The organism is uncultured Stenotrophomonas sp., assembly GCF_913778665.1.
Taxonomy (GTDB): Bacteria; Pseudomonadota; Gammaproteobacteria; order Xanthomonadales; family Xanthomonadaceae; genus Stenotrophomonas.
The window spans coordinates 109145-129368 of the sequence record NZ_CAJYVQ010000008.1 but is presented as its reverse complement, the minus strand read 5'-3'; the positions used below and the strand labels follow the sequence as shown (position 1 = coordinate 129368).

At 67.2% G+C, this 20224-nt stretch carries 18 protein-coding genes and 1 pseudogene; 12 read left to right on the top strand and 7 right to left on the bottom strand.

The window, feature by feature from the left end; translation table 11 throughout:
* Positions 1-2: 2 nt before the first annotated feature.
* Positions 3-680 carry an SMI1/KNR4 family protein gene (locus QZ853_RS09355; RefSeq protein ID WP_295572261.1) on the bottom strand — a complete coding sequence of 226 codons (678 nt, stop codon included), beginning with the start codon at positions 678-680 and terminating at the stop codon, positions 3-5.
* Positions 681-794: 114 nt separating this feature from the next.
* Between QZ853_RS09355 and QZ853_RS09350 the strand changes: the two genes are divergently transcribed.
* Positions 795-1211 (top strand): VOC family protein, encoded by a 417-nt coding sequence (locus QZ853_RS09350; RefSeq protein WP_295572260.1) that lies wholly within the window; start codon positions 795-797, stop codon positions 1209-1211.
* A gap of 91 nt (positions 1212-1302) precedes the next feature.
* Here QZ853_RS09350 and QZ853_RS09345 read toward each other — a convergent pair whose 3' ends face one another.
* Positions 1303-2187 (bottom strand): LysR family transcriptional regulator, encoded by an 885-nt coding sequence (locus QZ853_RS09345; protein ID WP_295572258.1) that lies wholly within the window; start codon positions 2185-2187, stop codon positions 1303-1305.
* Positions 2188-2294: 107 nt separating this feature from the next.
* Here QZ853_RS09345 and QZ853_RS09340 point away from each other — a divergent pair, with 107 nt between their 5' ends.
* Positions 2295-3353 carry an NAD(P)-dependent alcohol dehydrogenase gene (locus QZ853_RS09340; RefSeq protein ID WP_295572256.1) on the top strand — a complete coding sequence of 353 codons (1059 nt, stop codon included), beginning with the start codon at positions 2295-2297 and terminating at the stop codon, positions 3351-3353.
* 91 nt (positions 3354-3444) lie between these two features.
* On the opposite strand, the gene QZ853_RS09335 is transcribed toward QZ853_RS09340, so the two are convergent.
* Positions 3445-4809 (bottom strand): glutamate--cysteine ligase, encoded by a 1365-nt coding sequence (locus QZ853_RS09335; RefSeq protein ID WP_295572254.1) that lies wholly within the window; start codon positions 4807-4809, stop codon positions 3445-3447.
* A 152-nt stretch (positions 4810-4961) separates the two neighbouring features.
* Between QZ853_RS09335 and QZ853_RS09330 the strand changes: the two genes are divergently transcribed.
* The 3 genes from QZ853_RS09330 (at position 4962) to QZ853_RS09320 (ending at position 7999) form a co-directional block, all read left to right on the top strand.
* Positions 4962-5666, top strand: a complete 705-nt coding sequence (locus QZ853_RS09330) for a VIT family protein (protein ID WP_295572252.1) — start codon at positions 4962-4964, stop codon at positions 5664-5666.
* Positions 5663-6487 carry a helix-turn-helix transcriptional regulator gene (locus QZ853_RS09325; RefSeq protein ID WP_295572250.1) on the top strand — a complete coding sequence of 275 codons (825 nt, stop codon included), beginning with the start codon at positions 5663-5665 and terminating at the stop codon, positions 6485-6487. Before QZ853_RS09330 ends, QZ853_RS09325 begins: the two co-directional genes overlap by 4 nt.
* A gap of 537 nt (positions 6488-7024) precedes the next feature.
* The gene (locus tag QZ853_RS09320; protein WP_295572248.1) at positions 7025-7999 is read left to right on the top strand and encodes an MBL fold metallo-hydrolase; all 975 of its coding nucleotides are present in this window, start codon (positions 7025-7027) and stop codon (positions 7997-7999) included.
* Positions 8000-8096: 97 nt separating this feature from the next.
* On the opposite strand, the gene yihA is transcribed toward QZ853_RS09320, so the two are convergent.
* Positions 8097-8699 carry a ribosome biogenesis GTP-binding protein YihA/YsxC gene (gene yihA, locus QZ853_RS09315; RefSeq protein ID WP_295572246.1) on the bottom strand — a complete coding sequence of 201 codons (603 nt, stop codon included), beginning with the start codon at positions 8697-8699 and terminating at the stop codon, positions 8097-8099.
* Between the two features lie 156 nt (positions 8700-8855).
* Here yihA and QZ853_RS09310 point away from each other — a divergent pair, with 156 nt between their 5' ends.
* The 4 genes from QZ853_RS09310 to QZ853_RS09295 all read left to right on the top strand — a co-directional run bounded on the left by QZ853_RS09310 (position 8856) and on the right by QZ853_RS09295 (position 12143).
* On the top strand, positions 8856-9656 hold the full coding sequence (locus tag QZ853_RS09310) for a c-type cytochrome (protein ID WP_295572244.1): 801 nt from the start codon (positions 8856-8858) through the stop codon (positions 9654-9656).
* Positions 9657-9761: 105 nt separating this feature from the next.
* Positions 9762-10412, top strand: coding sequence for a thiol:disulfide interchange protein DsbA/DsbL (locus QZ853_RS09305; RefSeq protein WP_295572242.1), 651 nt, complete (start codon positions 9762-9764; stop codon positions 10410-10412).
* A 106-nt stretch (positions 10413-10518) separates the two neighbouring features.
* Complete coding sequence (locus QZ853_RS09300; protein WP_295572240.1) at positions 10519-11352, top strand: thiol:disulfide interchange protein DsbA/DsbL; 834 nt, start codon at positions 10519-10521, stop codon at positions 11350-11352.
* Positions 11353-11405: 53 nt separating this feature from the next.
* Positions 11406-12143, top strand: coding sequence for an endonuclease/exonuclease/phosphatase family protein (locus QZ853_RS09295; RefSeq protein WP_295573467.1), 738 nt, complete (start codon positions 11406-11408; stop codon positions 12141-12143).
* A 57-nt stretch (positions 12144-12200) separates the two neighbouring features.
* On the opposite strand, the pseudogene QZ853_RS09290 reads toward QZ853_RS09295, so the two are convergent.
* Positions 12201-13076: pseudogene (locus QZ853_RS09290) on the bottom strand (EamA family transporter).
* 72 nt (positions 13077-13148) lie between these two features.
* On the opposite strand from QZ853_RS09290, the gene QZ853_RS09285 reads away from it, so the two are divergent.
* From QZ853_RS09285 to fhuE, 3 genes are all read left to right on the top strand, one after another.
* Positions 13149-13631, top strand: a complete 483-nt coding sequence (locus QZ853_RS09285) for an Lrp/AsnC family transcriptional regulator (RefSeq protein ID WP_295573462.1) — start codon at positions 13149-13151, stop codon at positions 13629-13631.
* 77 nt (positions 13632-13708) lie between these two features.
* Entirely contained in the window at positions 13709-14260 is a 552-nt protein-coding gene (locus tag QZ853_RS09280) for a M23 family metallopeptidase (RefSeq protein ID WP_295572238.1), read from the top strand.
* Between the two features lie 174 nt (positions 14261-14434).
* Positions 14435-16576: a ferric-rhodotorulic acid/ferric-coprogen receptor FhuE gene (gene fhuE, locus QZ853_RS09275; protein ID WP_295572236.1), complete on the top strand. Its 2142-nt coding sequence runs from the start codon at positions 14435-14437 to the stop codon at positions 16574-16576.
* Between the two features lie 76 nt (positions 16577-16652).
* Here fhuE and QZ853_RS09270 read toward each other — a convergent pair whose 3' ends face one another.
* Both QZ853_RS09270 and QZ853_RS09265 read right to left on the bottom strand, forming a co-directional pair.
* Positions 16653-19514, bottom strand: a complete 2862-nt coding sequence (locus tag QZ853_RS09270; protein ID WP_295572234.1) for a TonB-dependent receptor — start codon at positions 19512-19514, stop codon at positions 16653-16655.
* 269 nt (positions 19515-19783) lie between these two features.
* Positions 19784-20194: a biopolymer transporter ExbD gene (locus QZ853_RS09265; RefSeq protein ID WP_295572232.1), complete on the bottom strand. Its 411-nt coding sequence runs from the start codon at positions 20192-20194 to the stop codon at positions 19784-19786.
* Positions 20195-20224: the final 30 nt, after the last annotated feature.

Sequence of the window (20224 nt, the reverse complement as noted above, 5' to 3'; positions counted from 1 at the left end):
CCTCAGGCGCCCTCGCGCACGTAGGCAAACGACTCGTCCAGCCGCGCAAAGCCGATCACCTCAGCGACGATGGCCTGTACGTCGTCTTCGCTGATGTTTCCTTCAGCGATCTCGTCAACACGGGCGAACAGCCGCTGCAAGGCTGCGTACTGGTCATCACGCAGGAACGGCTGGTGGCTCTGCAGCCAGCGCTGCAGGTTGCTGGCCAGCTCGCCATGCGAAAGCAGCGTATACGGCGCTTGGTAGTCGGCAACGGCTTCGACCATCTTGCGGAACAGGAAATCCTGGTAGCTGGCGGCCAGCACATCGGCACGATCATCGTCATGCCACACCAGCACCACGGGAGGCTCGGCAAAACCGGGCGCGTTGCTCCAGAAGCAGTAGCTGTCGCCGCCACCCGTCCGCGCAAACGGCAGCAGCTGCAGGTCCGCGCGCAGGGGGTTGTAATGATCCTCGGCGGTCAGTTCCTGCCACGCCTCGAGCAGCGCATCGTGTTCCAGTGGTTCGTATTCCTGGGCGTACAGCAGCACCGGCGGATCCGCCTGCAGCGTCGGAAACACCACCTTGGACCATTCCGGATGGGGACTGCCCCAGCTCAACCGGCCTGCTGCCTGCAGTTGCCTGAACAACGGCGGGAAGGACTGGCCGGTGGCCTGTTCGATGCCAGATAGCGTGCTCATGGATGTCCTTGTCGATTGAGACCGCCCAGCTTGCCCGAATGCGCGCAGCAGATGAACCGGCAGCAGCACGCGGCAGGACTAGACTGCGACCCCCAGATGCCGCCCATCGCTGCCATGAACGCCCCTGCCCACAGCTTCATCGTCAACCTCGACGTGCCCGACCTGGCCGCCGCCGAAGACTTCTATATCCGAGCCTTCGGGCTGCGCATCGGCCGCCGCCTCGGGCCCGGTGTGGTGGAACTGCTGGGCGGCCCCACCCCGCTGTACCTGCTGCAGAACGACCACGGCAGGCCTGCCACCGAAGACGGCGATGTGCGCGACTACGAGCGGCACTGGACACCGCTGCACCTGGACTGGGTGGTGGATGACATCGAAGTCGCCCTGGCGCGTGCGGTCGCGGCCGGGGCAACAGTCGAGCATCCGGTGCGCGAGCGTCGCTGGGGACGCATCGCGGTGCTGGCCGATCCGTTCGGGCATGGCTTCTGCCTGATCCAGTTTGTGGGCCTGGGGTATGACGCGCTGGTGGAGTGAACAGCCAACCTCATCCACGCATGGCGTGGATCAACCGGCCCGAATGTGGTGGGCACCGACCGTTGGTCGGCCCTGCATCACCTGGCGTGATTCACTCGCGCAGCATATCCACGAACGCGCGCAGCGCGCCGGGCATCTGCCGCTGCTTCGGGTAATACAGTGCAAAGCCGGCGAACGGTTCACTCCAGTCTTCCAGCACCGCTACCATCTGCCCCGATTCAATGTACGGCCGCGCGGTGTCTTCCAGCACATAGGCCAGGCCGATGCCATCAAGCACCGCGCCGACCACGGTGCCCTGCTCGCCCAGCGTCAGCCGTCCCGGCACATCGATTTCCAGCGCCTGCCCGTCACGCTCGAACTGCCACTTGTACAGATGCCCGCTGGCAAAGCGGAAGCGGATGCACTCGTGGGCGGCCAGATCACGCGGATGCTGGGGAGCCGGACGTCGCTGCAGATACGCTGGCGAACCGACGATCAACCCGCGCAGCGGCGGACCCATCGGCACTGCCACCATGTCCTCGGGCACGAACTCGTGCAGGCGCACGCCGGCGTCGTAGCCTTCGGCAACGATATCGACCAGGCCATCGTTCTCGGTCAGCTCCACCCGCACATCCGGATGCGCGTGCAGGAAACGCGCCAGCCGCGGCCCCAACTGGGTCGACACCGCCGCGCGGGTGGCATTGATGCGCAGCAGGCCGGCCGGCGCGGCGCGGAACTGGTTCATCTCCTCCAGTGCGTCATGCACCTGGCCCAAGGCCGGCTGCAGCCGTTCCAGCAAGCGCTGCCCGGCCTCGGTCAGGGCCACGCTGCGAGTGGTGCGATGGAACAGGCCCACCCCCAGCCGTTCCTCCAGCGCGCGGATCGCATAGCTCACCGCAGAGGTCGACAGCGCCAGCTCGGCGCCGGCGCGGCGGAAGCTGCGATGGCGGGCTACCGCGGCAAAGGCGGCCAGATGGGCGAGATTGTCAGTGGCCATGATTGTGCAGTTTCACTTGATGAATCATGCCGATATCCGGGCTTCTTGCCGCTGGGTGCGGCGCGTATTGTAAAACGCCTTTCGACAAACCCTGCCAAGGATTCCCCATGTCCCTCGCCCGTGGTTACGCCGCCCATTCACATACCGACCCGCTCATTCCGTACGAGTTCGAACGCCGCGCAGTCGGCCCGGACGATGTGCGCATCGAGATCCTCTACAGCGGCATCTGCCACTCCGACCTGCACCAGGCCCGCGACGACTGGGGTGGCTCGATCTACCCGATGGTGCCGGGCCACGAGATCATCGGCCGCGTGACCGAGGTCGGCAGCAACGTCACCCGCTTCAAGGTGGGCGACCACGCCGGCGTCGGCTGCATGGTCGACTCCTGCCGCCACTGCGACGCCTGCGAGCACGATCTGGAGCAGTACTGCGCCGAGGGGGCGACCTGGACCTACAACGGCCGCGAGCGTGAGAGCGGTGCGCCGACCTACGGCGGCTATTCGGACCACGTGGTGGTCGAGCAGCGCTTCGTGGTGAAGGTGTCCGACACACTCGACCTGAAGGCCGCCGCGCCGCTGCTGTGCGCCGGCATCACCACCTGGTCGCCGCTGCGCCACTGGAAGGTCGGCCCGGGCCAGAAGGTCGGCGTGATCGGCCTGGGTGGCCTCGGCCACATGGGCGTGAAGTTCGCCAAGGCGCTCGGCGCGCACGTGGTGATGATCACCACCACACCGGAAAAGGGTGCCGACGCCAAGCGCCTGGGCGCCGACGAAGTGCTGGTCTCGCGCGACGCCGCGCAGATGAAGGCACATGCCGGCAGCTTCGATTTCCTGCTCAACACCATCCCGGTCGGCCATGACACCAACCCGTACATGGGCCTGCTCAAGCGCGAGGCGACCATGTGCCTGGTCGGCGTGCTGACTGAGCTGGACCCGCCGCTGACCGGTGGCAGCGTGATCTTCGGCCGCAAGCACCTGACCGGCTCGGCGATCGGCGGCATGGCCGAAACCCAGGAAATGATGGACTTCTGTGCCGAGCACGGCATCGTCAGCGACGTCGAGATGATTGACATCAAGAACGTCAACGAAGCCTGGGAGCGCATGGCGAAGAACGATGTGCGCTACCGCTTCGTGATCGACATGGCGACGATGAAGCACGCGGCCTGATCCAAGGCAGGTGTGAAAAAGAAAAACCCCGGCAATGCCGGGGTTTTTCTTCTGGTAGTGCCGGCCGCTGGCCGGAAACCCCGCAGGGCGGTCAGTACGCGAACTCGCGGAACACCGGATCGACATCGCCATGCCAGCGGCCATGGAACAGCGCCAGCTTGCGCTCGGCCGGGGTCAGCCCGGATTCAACGATTTCCTGCAGCACGTCCAGGAACTTGCTCTCGTCCTGGCCATCGGCATTGCGCGCGGCCCGGCGCTTGAGGCCCTCCACCGAAATCTTCACCGCCTCGCGGGCCAGGTCGCGCACCGTGCCGCTGCGGAACGGCAGGTTCATCGCATGCTTTGGTACACCGTCGCGCAGCGCATGACGCTCGGCCAGGCTGAAGTCACGCACCAGATCCCACGCCGCATCCAGCGCGGTGTCGTCGTACAGCAGGCCGACCCAGAACGCCGGCAGCGCACACAGCCGGCTCCACGGGCCACCGTCGGCGCCGCGCATTTCCAGGTACTTCTTCAGGCGTACTTCCGGGAATGCAGTGGTGGTGTGGTCCGACCAGTCGCGCAGGGTCGGCAATGCGCCCGGCAGCACCGGCAGCTTGCCCTGCATGAAATCGCGGAAGCTCTGCCCGCTGGCATCGTGGTAGATGCCATCGCGGTACGAGAAGTACATCGGCACGTCGAGCAAATAATCGACATAGCGCTCGTAACCGAAGCCATCCTCGAATACGAAGTCGAGCATGCCGGTACGGTCGGCATCGGTGTCGGTCCAGATATGCGAGCGGTAGCTCAGGTAGCCGTTCGGCTTGCCTTCGGTGAACGGCGAATCGGCAAACAGCGCGGTAGCGATCGGCTGCAGCGCCAGCGACACGCGGAACTTCTTCACCATGTCCGCTTCGCTGCCGTAATCCAGGTTCACCTGCACGGTGCAGGTGCGGGTCATCATGTCCAGGCCGAGCGAACCGACCTTGGGCATGTAGGCGCGCATGATCTTGTAGCGGCCCTTCGGCATCCACGGCATCTCATCGCGCGACCACTTCGGCTGGAAGCCCATGCCGAGGAAGCCCAGCTGCAACTCGCCGGCCACCTGCGCCACTTCGTTCAGATGGGTACCGGTCTCCACACAGGTCTGGTGGATGGTTTCCAGCGCCGCGCCGGACAGTTCCAGCTGGCCGGCCGGTTCCAGCGTCACCGAGGCGCCGTCGCGCAGCAGTGCGATGGTGTTGCCGTTCTCCTGCACCGGCTGCCAGCCAAAGCGGACCAGGCCCTTGAGCAGCGCTTCGATACCGCGCTCGCCTTCGAAGGTCGGCGGGCGCAGGTCATCCAGGCGGAATCCGAACTTCTCGTGCTCGGTACCGATGCGCCACTGCGCACGCGGCTTCTCGCCGGAGGCGATCTCCGCAACCAGCTGCGAGCGGTCGGTAATGGGCGTATCGGCGACGTGGCTGGGGCTCGACAAGGGGAGAACTCGCTGGACAGTGGCAGGGGATGTGGGGCCCAGGGCCTTCCATCGCAAGGGCGCACTATAGCGTGGCACTCCGCCGCGTCATGCGACGGTGACGGGTTTCAGCATCCTACCGACGCCCTCTTGACCCTCGTACACTCTGGGTCATGAGCCGCCATTCACGACACCCCGAACTGCACCGCTCCGAGCGCGTCGGCTGGCTGCGCGCCGCCGTGCTGGGGGCCAACGATGGCATCGTCTCAGTGGCCGGCCTGGTGGTCGGCGTTGCCGCCAGCGGCGCCGCCGCCAGCACCATCCTGGCCACCGGGGTCGCCGGTACCGTGGCCGGCGCGATGTCGATGGCGGCCGGCGAGTATGTCTCGGTACAGACCCAGGCCGACACCGAAGACGCCGACCTGGCAATGGAAAAGCGCGAGCTGCACGACGACCCGCACAGTGAGCTGGAAGAGCTGAGTGCGATCTACCGCCATCGTGGCCTGGATCCGGCGCTGGCGCGACAAGTCGCCGAGCAGCTCACCGCACACGACGCGCTGGGTGCGCACGCGCGCGACGAACTGGGCATCACCGATACCCTGCGCGCGCGTCCCCTGCAGGCGGCGCTGGCCTCGGCCGGCGCGTTCACCTGCGGTGCCGCGCTGCCGGTGGTGACCGCACTGCTCGCACCCGTGGACAGGGTCGCGGCGATGACCACCGCCAGCACCTTGCTCGGCCTGTGCCTGACCGGCGCGATGGCGGCGCAGGCCGGCGGCGCGCCGCCCGTGCGTGGCGCGATCCGGGTGATGTTCTGGGGCGCGTTGGCGATGGCGGCCGCCGCCGGCGTCGGCCACCTGCTCGGCGCCCACGTGTCATGACCGTCATGCTGCCGCCCGCCTCCGCGCTGCTGGCTGAAATGGCCAGCCTGGCCGGCTGCGAACGCGCCGAAGGCTATGCCTGCATCACCGCACGCCGCGAGCATGGCGCCAGCTCGGTGGAAATTCCGCAACCGCAGTTCGCGATCCTGCTGGAAGGCCGCAAGCAGGTGCGCACCGCGCACCAATCACTGGAATTCGTGCCCGGCGACATCCTGCTGCTGACCCAGCGCTGCCGCATCGATGTGGTCAACCGCCCTGATCCGCGCAGCGGCCGTTACCTCAGCGCGATCGTGCCGCTGTGTGCCGAAGTACTGGCCGCTGCACGCACGCTGTGGAGCGAGGAACTGCCCAGCGCCGGCCTTGCGATGGCACGGCTGCCACTGGCCGAACATGGCACCGTGCTGCGCCAGTGGCGGCAGTCGCTGCAGGACGGCCGCTACAGTGAAGCGCGGCTGGCACTGGCCACGCTGGTGCTGACCTTGTGCCGCCAAGGCCACGGCAACCTGCTGTTGCCACACGCACCGAGCCTGGGCGAACTGATCCGCGACCGCATCGCCGCCGAGCCGGCACGGGACTGGCAATCGCGCGATGTGGAAGAACAGTTCGCGCTGAGCGGCGCGACCCTGCGCCGTCGCCTCGCCGCCGAGGCCACCAGCCTGCGCCAACTGCTGACCGAGGCGCGCCTGGCACATGGCATGCAGCTGCTGTACACCACCGACCTGCCGCTGAAGACTGTCGCAGCACGCGCGGGCTACCGGTCTACGGCGAGTTTCAGCAAGCGCTTCGCCGAGCAGTACGGACTGGCTCCCACAGACATCTGAGGGGGTTCGGCAGGGCTGCGCCCTGCACCCGCCGAAGCGAGTGCAAGAGCCGGAGCAACAGCAACAGCAACAGCAACAGCGTGCATTCCGCGGGATGGCGGGGCGGTGTGGGTGGGCAGGACACGCCGTGAAGCCATCCATGGGGGCTCGATGGCGCCATCCATGGCGCCAACGGTCCTGCCCACCCACACCGCCCCGCCTTTGACAGATTCCGGCGGCTGTTGGTAGGTGTCGACCTTGGTCGACACATCTCTCAGATATCGAATGAAATTCCGGGGGTCAGATCCGTTTCCCGTAGGAAAACGGATCTGACCCCACGAGCTGTTCCGACAGATCGCGGAGATCTGTCGAAGGCGGGATGGGTCCGGTCGCGGGAGTGTCCGCGGCATGAATGCCGCGGCCAAGCCCCCATGGGTGAGGGCGCAGCCCTGCAGCCCCCCCCTCTCTGAGCATTCCGCGCAGTGGTTTGAGCGCCGTGCGCACGCCGGCCACGGCACGCTAGGCCAACGGAACCCCCGTCATCCACCGAGAACCGCCATGACCCTGCGTCACCTGCCGCTGCGCTCCACCCTGCTGCTGGCCTTGTCCTCCCTGCCCTTGGCCGCACTGGCCGAAGCCACCTCGCCCGCCCCCACCCAGCAGGTGCCCGGTGTCTACCACCAGCACATTGGCGCCCTGCAGGTCACTGCCCTGTTCGATGGCGTGGTCGCGCTGGGCCGGCAGGAAGTGGTCGATGTGTCCCCCACCCTGGTCAGCCGCCTGCTCGACGGCCGCTACGTACCGGAGGACAGGAAGGGGCTGCAGACCGCCGTCAACGCCTTCCTGGTGCGCCAGGGCAACCACCTGACCCTGGTCGATACCGGCACCGCGCAGTGCTTCGGCCCCGGCCTGGGCCAGGTGCTGGGCAACCTGCGTGCCGCCGGCGTGGACCCGTCCGAGGTGGACGACGTGCTGCTCACCCATGCCCATCCGGACCACCTGTGCGGCGTGCTCGACGCCCAGGGCAAGCCGGCCTACCCCAACGCCACCGTGTGGCTGTCCAAGGCCGATGCCGACTACTGGCTCGATCCCACCAGCGAGGCCGGCGCGCCGCAGGGCGTACGCTTCGCTTTCCCGTTGGCGCGCAATGCGGTGGCGCCGTATCGGGCCAGCGGTCATCTGCGCACCTTCCGCCCCGGCGATGCCTTGCCCGGCGGCGCCGTGGCGATGGATACCCACGGCCATACCCCCGGCCACGTCTCCTATCGGTTCGACAGCCAGGGCCAGTCGTTGCTGGTGTGGGGCGACGTCCTGCATTTCCATGCGGTGCAGTTTGCGCACCCCGAGGCGGCATTTGAGGCGGATTCGGACCGCAAGGCGGCCACCGCCAGCCGTCGCAGCGTGCTGCAGCGGGCAACCGCCGAGGGTTGGTGGGTGGCCGGTGCGCACCTGCCGTTCCCCGGCCTGGGCCATCTGCGCAGCGAAGGCGAGGCCTATGCGTGGGTGCCGGCGGAGTATTCGCCGTTGAAATGAAATGTCGCCGGGCATGGTGTCGTTGCCGGCCAGCGGCCGCTACTGCGCGGCCGCAGAGGGGTAGCGCCCGGCTGCCAGGCGGGCGACCGGAGACGCCTTACGCCAGACCCAGCCAGCCGCCGATCACGCCGCGGGCTTCGTCCACGCCGGTGCGGTCCTCGCCGGAGAACACCTGGACGCTGACGCTGTCGCCGTAGGCCGAATGCAGTTCCTTGCGCACCTTCTGCAGGGTCTGCATCTGCTGGCTGCGGCTGAGCTTGTCGGCCTTGGTCAGCAACGCATGCGCCGGCATGCCGCGCTGTACGGCGTAGGACAGCATCTGCCGGTCGTAGTCCTTCAACGGATGGCGGATGTCCATCACCACTACCAGCCCCTTCAGGGCCTCGCGGGTGCGGAAATAGCGGTCGATGAAGGCCTGCCAGTGGGCCTGCAGGTCCAGCGGCACCTTGGCGTAGCCATAACCGGGCAGGTCGACCAGATGCGCGTCCGGGGTGATCTGGAAGAACACCAGCTGCTGGGTACGGCCCGGAGTCTTGGAGACACGGGCCAGCGAATTCTGGCGGGTCAGCGCGTTGAGCGCACTGGACTTGCCGGCGTTGGAGCGGCCGGCGAAGGCCACTTCGGCGCCTTCATCGGGCGGCAGCTGCCGCACGTTGTGGGCCGAGAGGTGGTAACGGGCGCGTTCGATGAGCAATGACATGTGCCTAGGATCGCATGTTGCGGCGCCGCGCGCCCGTTCCGGCAGCCGCTGCGGGCATTTTGCTGCACTGCTGCGTTGACCGTGCGCGGAAACGCCGTTGATAATCCAGGCGATGCCGGCGGCCACCGCCCGGCCCGGTCCATACGGAGCTTTAGCATGCGCCACGCTCGCGTTCTTGCCGTATCCGCCCTTGCCACTGCTGTTGTCGTTGCCGCTGCTGCGTTCGCGCAGACCACGTTGACCCCGCTGCCCGACAACGGGCCGATCAACACCGCCTCATTGGAGGTGGACTTCAGCAAGACCCACTGGGGCGATGCCAAGGCTGGGCAGGCCAAGGCCTCGGCCTGCGCGGCCTGCCATGGCGCCGACGGCAACTCCACGGTCGAGATGTACCCGTCCATCGCCGGCCAGAGCGAGCGCTACGTGGCCCAGCAGATGGCCCTGATCGCCAACGGCCAGCGCAGCTCCGGCGCCGCCGTGGCAATGGTGCCGTTCGTGCAGAACCTTACCCCGCAGGACATGCGCGACATCGGCGCGTTCTTCGCCACGCAGAAGGCCACGGCCGGCATCGCCGACGATACGGCGGTCGCCGACGGCCCCTACAAGGGCATGAAGTTCTACGAGATCGGCCAGCAGCTGTACCGCGGCGGCGATGCCAAGCGCGGCCTGCCCGCCTGCATGGCCTGCCACGGGCCCAGCGGCGCGGGCAATCCGGGGCCGGCCTATCCGCACATCGGCGGTCAGCACGCCAGCTATGTCGCGCGCCGCCTGCAGGAGTACCAGGCCGGTCAGACCCATGAGACCGACAAGACCCACTTCCAGATCATGGCCAGCGTCGCGCAGAAGCTGAGCGAGCAGGAAGTACAGGCGCTGTCGAGCTACCTGCAGGGCCTGCACAACAAGGCCGACGACGTCGCCGTTGCGGCCACGCCGGTACAACCGGCTGCCGCCCCCTGACCACCACTGGTCGGCCCGGGCCGCGACGACGGCCCGCGGCTGCGGTATGTTTCCTTCACGCCGGCGACTGCGCCGGCGTTGTTTTTTCAACGGAGATGCGTGTCGATGAGGTTGATTTCCCGCCTGCTGTTGTCCCTGCTGGTCCTGCTGCCGCTGGCTGCCAGCGCCGCCGCCCCCGCCAACGCGCCGCTGGTGGAAGGCAAAGACTACGAACGCATCGCCCAGCCGGGCCCGTTCCAGCCGCTGGCCGGCAAGATCGAGGTGGTTGAAGTCTTCGGCTACACCTGCCCGCACTGCGCTCATTTCGAACCGCAGCTGGAAGCCTGGGCGGCCAAGTTGCCGGCCGACGTGCGTTTCACCCCGGTCCCGGCCGCCTTTGGCGGTGCCTGGGATGCCTGGGCGCTGGCCTACTACGCCGCCGACGAGGTGGGCGTGGCCAAGCGCAGCCACGCGGCCGTGTTCAAGGCCCTGCATGAACAGGGAACGCTGCCGATGCAGAACGTCTCGGCCGATGAGCTCGCCACCTTCTACAAGGCCTACGGGGTGACCCCGGACCGCTACCTGCAGGCCCTGCGTGGCGACGCGGTACAGAAAAAGGTCGATGCCGCACGGGCCTTCGCCCAGCGCACAAAGGTGCCGGGCACCCCGGCCATCATCATCAACGGCCAGTACCTGGTGCGTGGCAACAGCTTCGACGACCAGCTGCGCATCGCCTCGGCGCTGATCGCCCAAGCCCGCGCCGCCCGCGGCCGCTGAACCAACACCCACCCTCGACACGGCGCTGTCGCCGCCACGTGTCATCATTTCCCTCTGGCCGGCCTCCGGTGCCGGCCCCACCTTTCCAGATGCTGGAGACGTTTCCATGAAGACCCGTTTCGCCGCCCTCGCCCTTGCAGCGCTGCTGCCGATCCTGGCGGCCTGCAAGGCCGACGACGGCACCGCCAACACCACTGCGGCTCCGTCCGAACCGGCCGCTGCGCCGGCCAGCACCGAACCGGCGGCGGCTGCCGCGGGCGCCGAAGGCGCTGCACCGGCTGCTGCCGAAGGCGAGAAGGCCGCGGCTGAAGCCGCTCCGGCCGCCGCGCCGGCGCCGACGACCGCCGCCCTGACTGGCCCGGCCCCGGTGGAAGGCGCCGACTACCAGGTGATCCCGAACGGCCAGCCGTTCCAGCCGGCCGCCGGCAAGATCGAAGTGACCGAGATCTTCGGCTACGTCTGCCCGGCCTGCGCCGCGTTCCAGCCGCTGGTCGGCCCGTGGAAGGCCGGCCTGCCCAGCGACGTGAACTTCGTCTACGTGCCGGCCATGTTCGGCGGCACCTGGGATGACTACGCCCGTGCCTTCTACGCCGCGCAGACCCTGGGCGTGCAGGAGAAGACCCACGAAGCGCTGTACGCCGCCATCCACTCGCAGAAGACCCTGAAGGGCGAGCGTGGCCGTGACTCGGTGGAGGACATCGCCAAGTTCTACAGCGCCTACGGCGTGGACCCGAAGCAGTTCGCCGCCACCATGGGCAGCTTCGCGGTGAACGCCAAGACCAACTCGGCCAAGCAGTTCGCCCAGCGCAGCCAGATCAGTGGCACGCCGTCGATCATCGTCAACGGCAAGTACCTGGTGAAGGGCAAGAGCTTCCCGGACATGCTGCGCATTGCCGACCACCTGATCGCCCGCGAACGCGGTGCCGCCCAGGCTCACTGATCCAAAGGACGTTGTTCCCGGCCGTGAATTCCCCCCGTACACGGACCCTGCGCTTGCTGACGGCCAACATCCAGGCCGGCTCGAGTACCCGCCGCTACAGCGACTATGTGACCCGCAGCTGGTCACATGCGCTGCCGGCGGGACGCAAGCGCAGCAGCCTTGACGCGATCGCCAGCCTGGCACGCGAACACGACATCGTCGGCCTGCAGGAGGCCGACCCGGGCAGCCTGCGCTCGGGCTTCACCAACCAGACCCATTACCTGGCCCAGCGCGCCGGCTTCAATTACTGGAGCCACCAGCCGAACCGGCGCATGGGCGGGGTCGCCTCCAGCGCCAACGGCTTGCTGAGCAAGCTGGAACCGGTGGAAGTGCAGGACCACGCCCTGCCCGGCCGCATCGGCGGCCGCGGCGTGCTGCTGGCCAAGTTCGGCGATGGGGCCGATGGCCTGGCGGTGGCGGTGGCGCATCTGTCGCTGGGAGCGGGCTCGCGGATGTCGCAGCTGGGCTTCATCGCCGAGTTGCTGTCCGACCACCCGAACGCGGTATTGATGGGCGATTTCAACTGCCTGGCCGAGCGCCCGGAAATGCAGGTGCTGTACCAGAAGACCCGGCTGCAGCCGCCAGGTTGCGTCGTGCCGACCTTCCCCAGCTGGCGCCCGGACCGCGCCATCGACCACATCCTGGTCAGCAGCGGCCTGCAGACCCGCACGGTGGAAGCCGTACCGGCCGCGTTCTCCGATCACCTCGCCCTGGCAATGCAGATCGACGTCCCGGCTGACGCCCTGCGCTGACCGCGCCTGGTGGGTGCCAACCTGGGTTGGCATGCCTTTGCCGGGCATGGCCCGGCGCTACCCTGCCTGAACCGCCGGCACCTTCAACCGCCGCGCGGTCATCGTGCTGCCCACCGAGGCCAGCACCGTGCATCCGATCGCCAGCCACTGCAGCCCATGCAGGTGCTCGTGCAGCAGCAGCATCGCCCACAGCGCGGCCACTGCCGGTTCCATGCTGATCAGAATGCCGAAGGTCTCCTTCGGCAGGCGCTTGAGCGCCATCATCTCCAGCGACATCGGGATCGCACTGGACACCAGCGCCACCAGCAGGCCGGCCGCCAGGATCTTCGGATCGAGCAGCGCGGCACCGGCATGCGCCACACCCACCGGCACCACCACCAGTGATGCGGCCAGAAGGCCCAGCGACACCGAATGCCCCGCATGCAGGTGGCCGGCGCGCTTGCCGAACACGATGTACAGGCCCCAGCACGCCGCCGCACCCAACGCGTACAGCACGCCCGCAGGATCCAGCGCCGGGCCACCGCCGATCGGCAGCAGCAACAGCAGCCCCGCTGCCGCGCAGCCCACCCAGAGGAAATCGATCGGCCGCCGCGACGACAGCATCGCCACCGTCAACGGCCCGGTGAACTCGATGGCCACCGCAATGCCGAAGGGAATCGTGCGCAGCGCCATGTAGAACAGCAGGTTCATCAGGCCCAGGGTCAGGCCGTAGCGCAGAATGGTGATCGCATCCGGGCGGCTGGTCTTCCAGCGTCACGGCCGCCAGAACAGCAGCAGCAACAGCGCCGAGAAGCCCACGCGCAGCGCGCTGGTGCCCTGCGCGCCGATCAGCGGAAACAACTGTTTTGCGTAGGACGTGCCGATGGCCAGCGAAGTGACCGAGCCGAGCACCGCCAGCGCCGGCAACATCGGCGCGAATCGTGAGGTCTGCATGGGCGAAGTCTATTGCGCCGGCGCCGAGCACTTGGCTCAATTGAGGGCCCGTTTGTGAAACTTCTGCTCGCCATGGCCACCGCCCCCGTGCTCGACAGTTTCGACCGCGCCATCCTGGAGCTGCTGCAGCGGAACAACACCCTGCCGCAACGCGAAATCGCCGAGGCCGTGCACCTGTCCACCCCGGCCGTGCAGCGCCGGATCAAGCGTCTGCAGGACAGCGGCGTGATCGCCGCCAACGTGGCGGTGGTTGCTGCCGCGATGGTCGGGCGGCCACTGACCATCATCGTCGAAGTGCGCGTGGTCAGTGAACAGCGCGAGCGCCTTGCGCCGTTCAAGCGCCGCGTGCAGGACGACCCCGCTGTGCAGCAGTGCTACTCGATCACCGGCGACGGCGATTTCCTGCTGCTGCTTTCGGCCGCGTCGATGGAGGAGTACGAAACAATCACCGAGCGCCTGTTCGGCGGCGATGACAACATCGAGCGCTTCCGCACGTCGGTGGCACTGGGCACATTGAAGCGGAGCTTTGAGGTGCCGCTGCTGCCAGGCCTGTAGAGTCGAGCCGTGCTCGACTGCCTTCTGATCGCAATGCGACCGGCATCGAGCATGGCTCGACTCTACAATCGAAAACCATGAGCACAACACCGTCCCCCGCCCATCGCCTGCGCCGCTGGTTGCTGCGTGGCTTGTTCCTGGCCATCGCTATCGTTGCGGCGATGGCATTGTGGAACAGCCCGTGGGCGGCCGCGCCGCGAATGCTCTGGTCACTGGCACGGATGCCGCCGGCCACGCAGCTGCCGGTACCGGTGGAGGGCGTGCGCCCACGGCAGATCGCCGATACGTTCGGCGCACCACGCGGCCGTGATCGCTCGCACGCCGGCATCGATATCTTCGCCAGCCGTGGCACCCCCGTGCGCAGCGCCACGGTTGGCGTCATCGCCGACGTCCGTGAAGGCGGACTGGGCGGGCGCCAGGTCTGGGTGATCGGGCCGGCCCGCGAGCGTTACTACTACGCCCATCTGGACGACTGGGCCGAAGGACTGGCACGCGGCCAGGTGGTGCAGCCCGGCGACCTGCTCGGCCATGTCGGCGACAGCGGCAACGCCAAGGGCACCCCGCCCCACCTGCACTGGGGCATCTACGGCGCCGATGGCGCACGCGACCCGCTGCCGCTGCTGCACTGACCCACCCGGCTCGGTGAACAGCCGGTCGGCGCGTTCATGATTTGTAAATGGGAATAGTTCGTATTACGATTCTTTCGTTTCCGGTAGCGCCAGGACGGCCTGCCTGTCCTATCCCCACTCCGTAGCGCCTCGCCTCCTGGATACCGGCGGAGCGCGTGCCCGTCCAGGACTCCCATGACCCGTTCCGCTTCCCGTCACCTGCAGCCGCAGCGGCTGTCCGTTGCCGTGCTCGTTGCCCTCTGCGCCGTGGCCCCGGCCGTCTCCGCCGAGACCGCTGCCGACCCGACCACCCTCGACAAGGTCGTGGTGAAGGGCGAGCGCGCCGAAGGCTATTCGGTGCGCCGCACCTCGGCCGGTACCCGCTTCGACCTGGCGCCGCGCGAGATCCCGCAGTCGATCAGCATCATCAGCCACCAGCGCATCGAAGATCAGAACCTGGACGACATCATCGACGTGCTGGCCAACACCACCGGCGTGACCAGCACCCAGTCCGACAGCGAGCGTACCGAGTTCTACGCGCGTGGTTTCTACATCGATGCCTACCAGTTCGATGGCCTGCCCACGCAGATGGTGCAGAACTGGAGCTATGGTGACTCCGGCCTGGACCTGGCGCTGTACGACCGCGTGGAAGTAGTGCGTGGCGCCACCGGCCTGCTCAGTGGTGCCGGCAATCCGTCCGCATCGGTGAACCTGATCCGCAAGCACGCCGACAGCGCCCAGCTGGCCGGCAGCGTGTCGGTGAACGTCGGCAGCTGGGGCCGCACCCGCACCACCGTGGACGTGGGCAGCGCGCTCAACGCCAGCGGCACCGTGCGCGGCCGCGTGATCGGCAGCTATCTGGATACCGATTCGCAGGTCGACCGCTACAACCAGCGCAAAACCCTGGGCTATGCGGTCATCGACGCCGACCTGACCCCGGACACGCAGCTGAGCGTGGGCTACGACTACCAGCACAAGAAGGCCGCCGCCCCCACCTGGGGCGGCTTCCCGATGTGGTTCTCCGACGGCACCGAAACCAACTACCCGACCTCGTTCAATCCGTCGCCGGACTGGACCTTCTGGGACACCACCAGCAAGCGTGCCTTCGCCACCCTGCAGCACGCCTTCGGCAACGGCTGGAAGTTCAAGATCGGCGCCACCCACGACCGCACCGATGCCGACGACAAGCTGTTCTATCCGTTCTACGGCGGCGGCTTCAACAAGACCACCGGCGCCGGCGTGCTGCCGATGGCCGGCTACTACAAGACCCACCGCAAGGTGGATGGCGTCGATGGTTACGTTGATGGCCCGTTCCAGCTGTTTGGCCGCGAGCACCAGTTCATGGCCGGCCTGAGCTACAACAAGCGCGAGTACGTGAACACCGGCGACTTCCAGTCGGCCTGGGCGCCGCTGGACAACTACCTCACCTGGACCGGCAGCTTCCCGGAGCCGAACTGGGCGGCCGCGCTGCCGACCCAGAGCCAGGGCGCCATCAAGCAGAAGGCCGCCTACGCCGCCACGCGCCTGTCGCTGGCCGATCCGCTCAAGCTGATCCTCGGCGCGCGCTACACCGACTGGAGCCTGGACGGCACCGAAGGCGCAACGCTCAGCCGCTTCAGCCACAAGGTGACCACGCCGTATGCCGGCCTGGTGTTCGACATCAACGACACCTGGTCGACCTACGCCAGCTACACCGAGATCTTCCAGCCGCAGACTTACCGCAACCAGCAGGGGCGCTACCTCGATCCGGTGGACGGCAAGAGCTACGAAGTGGGCATCAAGGGCGCATGGTTCGACAATCGCCTGAACGCCTCGCTGGCGGTGTTCCGCATCGAGCAGGACAACGTCGCGCAGCAGACCGGTGGCTTCGTCGACGGCTCGGCCAACGAGTACGCCTACGTCGCCGCGCGCGGCACCGTCAGCCGTGGCGTGGAGTTCGAACTGAACGGTGAGCTGGCCCCGGGCTGGAACGCCACCTTCGGTGCCTCGCGCTACGTGGCCAAGGATATCAATGGCAACGACATCAACACCCAGCTGCCGCAGACCGCGATCAAGGCCTACACCAGCTACACCCCGCAGTCGCTGACCGCGCTGACGTTCGGCGGCGGCGTGAACTGGCAGAACGGCATCTATTACACCGACCCGGTGTATGGCCGCTTCAACCAGGATGCCTACGCCCTGGTCGGTGCCTTCGTGCGCTACCGCATCGCACCGCAGTTCAGCGTGCAGGCCAACCTCAACAACCTGCTGGACAAGAAGTACTACGCGCAGATCTACGGCTATGGTGGCTATGGCGAAGGCCGCAACGGCTCGCTGACGTTCACTTGGTCGTTCTGAGGCAACCCGGCTCTGTGGAGTCGAGCATGGCTCGACCCTGCAACGGCGCCGGGCTGGGCCCGGCGCCGTCCCCTCATCAGAACCGCAGGTCCGCGCGCAGGTACCAGTAACGGCCACGCGGGATGTCATACGTCGAAGCGTCGTAACCGTTCAACGAGCACGACAGGCAGATCGGCGGGTCCTTGTCGAACACGTTGTTCAGGCCAGCGGTCAGCTGCAACCCCTTCATCCAGTCGATCCTGTAACCCACCTGCATGTCGTGGAAGGTGGTAGCCGACAGCGTGTTGGTCCCGGCCGCCTGGTTGCTGCACACCGGGAATGCCGCGGCATCGCCGCAGTTCTCGGTCAGCTCTGAGATGTGGCGCACCGTCCAGTTGGCGCTCCAGCGGTCCATCGTCCAGGCGATGCTGGCGTTGCTGGTCCACTCCGGAATCGAACTGTCCGCCACTTCCACGCCCGGCTTCTGCGGCTGCTTCTGCCCGGCCGCGCCGGTGGCCTCGTAACGGCCGACGAAGGTGTTCTTCCACGCCAGCTTGAACTGGCCGATGGAGGTCTGGGGCAGCGTCCAGTACAGATCCACGTCCCAGCCATCGGTCTTGATCGACCCCAGGTTGGTCAGGCGGTTGTTGAAGCTGCTGACCGCACCGGTGCTGGCACGGGTAATGCCATTGCAGTAGATCGGGTCCAGCGTATCCACGCACAGGTCCAGCTGGGTCTGCGCGTTGATCGCCTGGATCGCGCCGTCGATCGCATGGCGGTAGAAGGTCACCTCCACATCGAAGCGCTCCGACCACGATGCGTTGTTGCCGAACCATGGGCTCCACACGAAGCCGGCGCTGAAGCTGCGCGAACGCTCCGGGTCCAGCTCGCGGTTGCCGCCGGTGGTCACCGAGATCTGCGAGTTGGCCTGCTGGAAGCCGGCCGGCACGCCCAGTGCGGCGCAGTTGGCCGCGCTGCCACGCGGCGGCGTACCGCCCAGGCCCACCGAGCACGGGTCGAACAGCTGCAGGTCGGCACGCGCCGCCGAGCCATACAGTTCACCGATCGAAGGCGCGCGGAAGCCCTCGGCGTAGGTCGTGCGCAGCACGAAGTCATCGGTCACCTGCCAGCGCAGGCCGTACTTCGGTGTGAACTCGCCGCCGAAGGTGGAGTAGTCCGAATAGCGGCCCGCCAGGCTCAGGTCCAGCTTCTTGCCGAACGGGGAGTCGGCAAAGATCGGCACGCTCAGCTCCAGGTAGGCCTCGTTGACATCATAGGAACCGGAGGTCGGCTGCGACGGCACACCGTTGTAATGGCCGATCACCGTCAGCGGATCGGGCTGGTAGGAACCCTTGTACCTGCGGTGCTCGAGGCCGGTGGCGAACGACACCGGGCCGGCCGGCAGCGAGAACAGCTCGCTGGACAGGTTGGCGGTGAACAGGCTCAGCTCGTTCTGGCTGCGGTCACGCACCACCGGCTGGATCCACTTCAGCATGTCCGGGGTGATCGAGCCGGCGCCGCCGAAGATGTTCAGCGGCACGCAGCCCGGCGTGGCCGCGCACACCGCCGGATCGCCCAGCGCCATGTTCACCTTGTAGATGTCATAGCTGCCGTAGTTGGTCTGCTCGGCCTTGTTCTTGCTGTACATGCCGTTGACATCCCAGTACCAGCTGCGGTCGGCGGCATGGAAGTCACCGACCAGGCCGGTGGCGAAGTAAGTGGTGTCCACCTGCTGCTTGAACACGCGCGCGCCACCTTCCACCGGGCGCCGGCCGATCAGGCTCATGTTGTCGCCGGAGACCAGATCGAAGCCGAAGGGGTTGTACGGGTTCAGGCGCGAGACCACGATGTTGTCGGCCAGCGGATTGCCGGTGGCGCCATCGGGGCCGAAGAACAGCGGCTCGGGGCCAGCCTGGTTGGTCGACTCGCGGCGGTTGCCCAGCGCCTTGACGTACCACTGCACGTTATCGGTGATGTCAAAGCGGAACTGCCCGAACAGGCCTTTGCGCTCCGACGGCGTCAGCACCATGTTGTATTCGGCGAAGTTGAAGCGGTCGGCGGTGGTGAAGCAGTGGTAGTCATCCGTGCGGCTGCAACCGGCACTGCCGTCGTAACGCGGATTGCTCACGCCGGTGTTCGGCACGATGTTCTGCACCGCGCCCGTGTTCGGGTCTGTGAACATGAAGCGGCCCTGCGGAATGCCGCCGCTGCCGAAGGCCAGGCCGGTGCCCGGAATCGGGAAGCGTGACTGCTCTCGGTCCTTGGCGAACACCGGGTCCTGCTTGGTCCAGCTGGCGCCCAGGAACAGGCTGAAGCGATCACCGCTCTTGCCCCAGGCCAGGTCCACGCCCTTCTGCGTGCCGTCGCCCTTGCTGTACTCGCCGTAGTTCAGCGTCACCTGGCCACCATCGAAATCGCGGCGGGTGATGATGTTGACAACGCCGGCAATGGCGTCGGAGCCGTACAGCGACGACGCGCCGTCCTCCAGCACTTCGATGCGCTCGACGATGGCCAGCGGAATGGTGTTGAGGTCGGTGGCCGAGCCCACGCCGGACGCCGAGGATTCATTGACCCAGCGGATGCCATCGACCAGCACCAGCACGCGCTTGGCACCCAGGTGGCGCAGATCGACCTGCGCCGAACCGGCGCCCACGCCACTGCCATCGGGCGGGAAGCCGAAGTTGCCGGAGGAGTTGAACTTGGCGTTGAGCGCCGAGCCGGAGCCGGTCAGCTGCTGCAGTACCTCGCCGATCGAGGTCAGGCCGGTGCGCTCGATGTCGCCACGGGTCAGAGTCTGGATCGGCACCTGGCCTTCGACTTCAGCGCGCTTGATGCGGGTACCGGTCACTTCCACCGCATCCAGGTTGGTGGTGGATTGTGCAGCGGCACCCAGTGGTGCCAGGGCCGTCACGCACAGCGCAACGGCAACCGCCAACGGGCGGTGATGCAGGTGAATCATTCGCTCTCTCTCCAAAGGAATGTCGGGACATGGACTGCCGCGTCCCCCCTGCAGGGCGGCAGCGTCTCCTTTGTAAACAAGCGGTAAAATTCCCGGCGTGACGATCGACACCCTTTCACGTGGAATTGACGCAATTGACGACCGATTGCGTCAGATGGGTGCAGTTAAAGACCGGACGGTACTGTTCGAAGCGGACGGTTTAATGCCGGGCACGACAGCACGCGCCGAGATTTCCCCGCGGTCATCAAGCGCGCTTTGGGCGGCCGCCGCTAGTAGGCCTGCGCCGTGACGCGAAGGCCATGCTCCTCGATGGCGAGCAGCACCCGCGCCATGTCACCGTAGTCGGTGCTGTCGGCGGTGGTCAGGTGCAGCGCGGGCTGGCGCGCCGGCGGCAACTGCTGGAGCTGGGCAAGCGCGCGCTGCAGTGCCGGGTTGTCCAATGGCCGGCCATTCCAGTACACGCCGCCGGCCGCATCGAGGCGCAGCGCGATCGATGCCGGCAGCGCGTGGCCGGGCCCCGGCGGGCACACCGTGCGCTGTTCGAACGGCCGCACCGCCGTCGTCTGCGCCATCGGCAAGGTGGTCACCACCAGCGCCAGCAACACCAGCAGCACATCCACCAGCGGCGCCAGATTGATGCCGGACATCAGCGCACCACCGTGCAAAGACGCATAGCGCATACCACGCTCCCTCGCGGAAACAGCGACCCA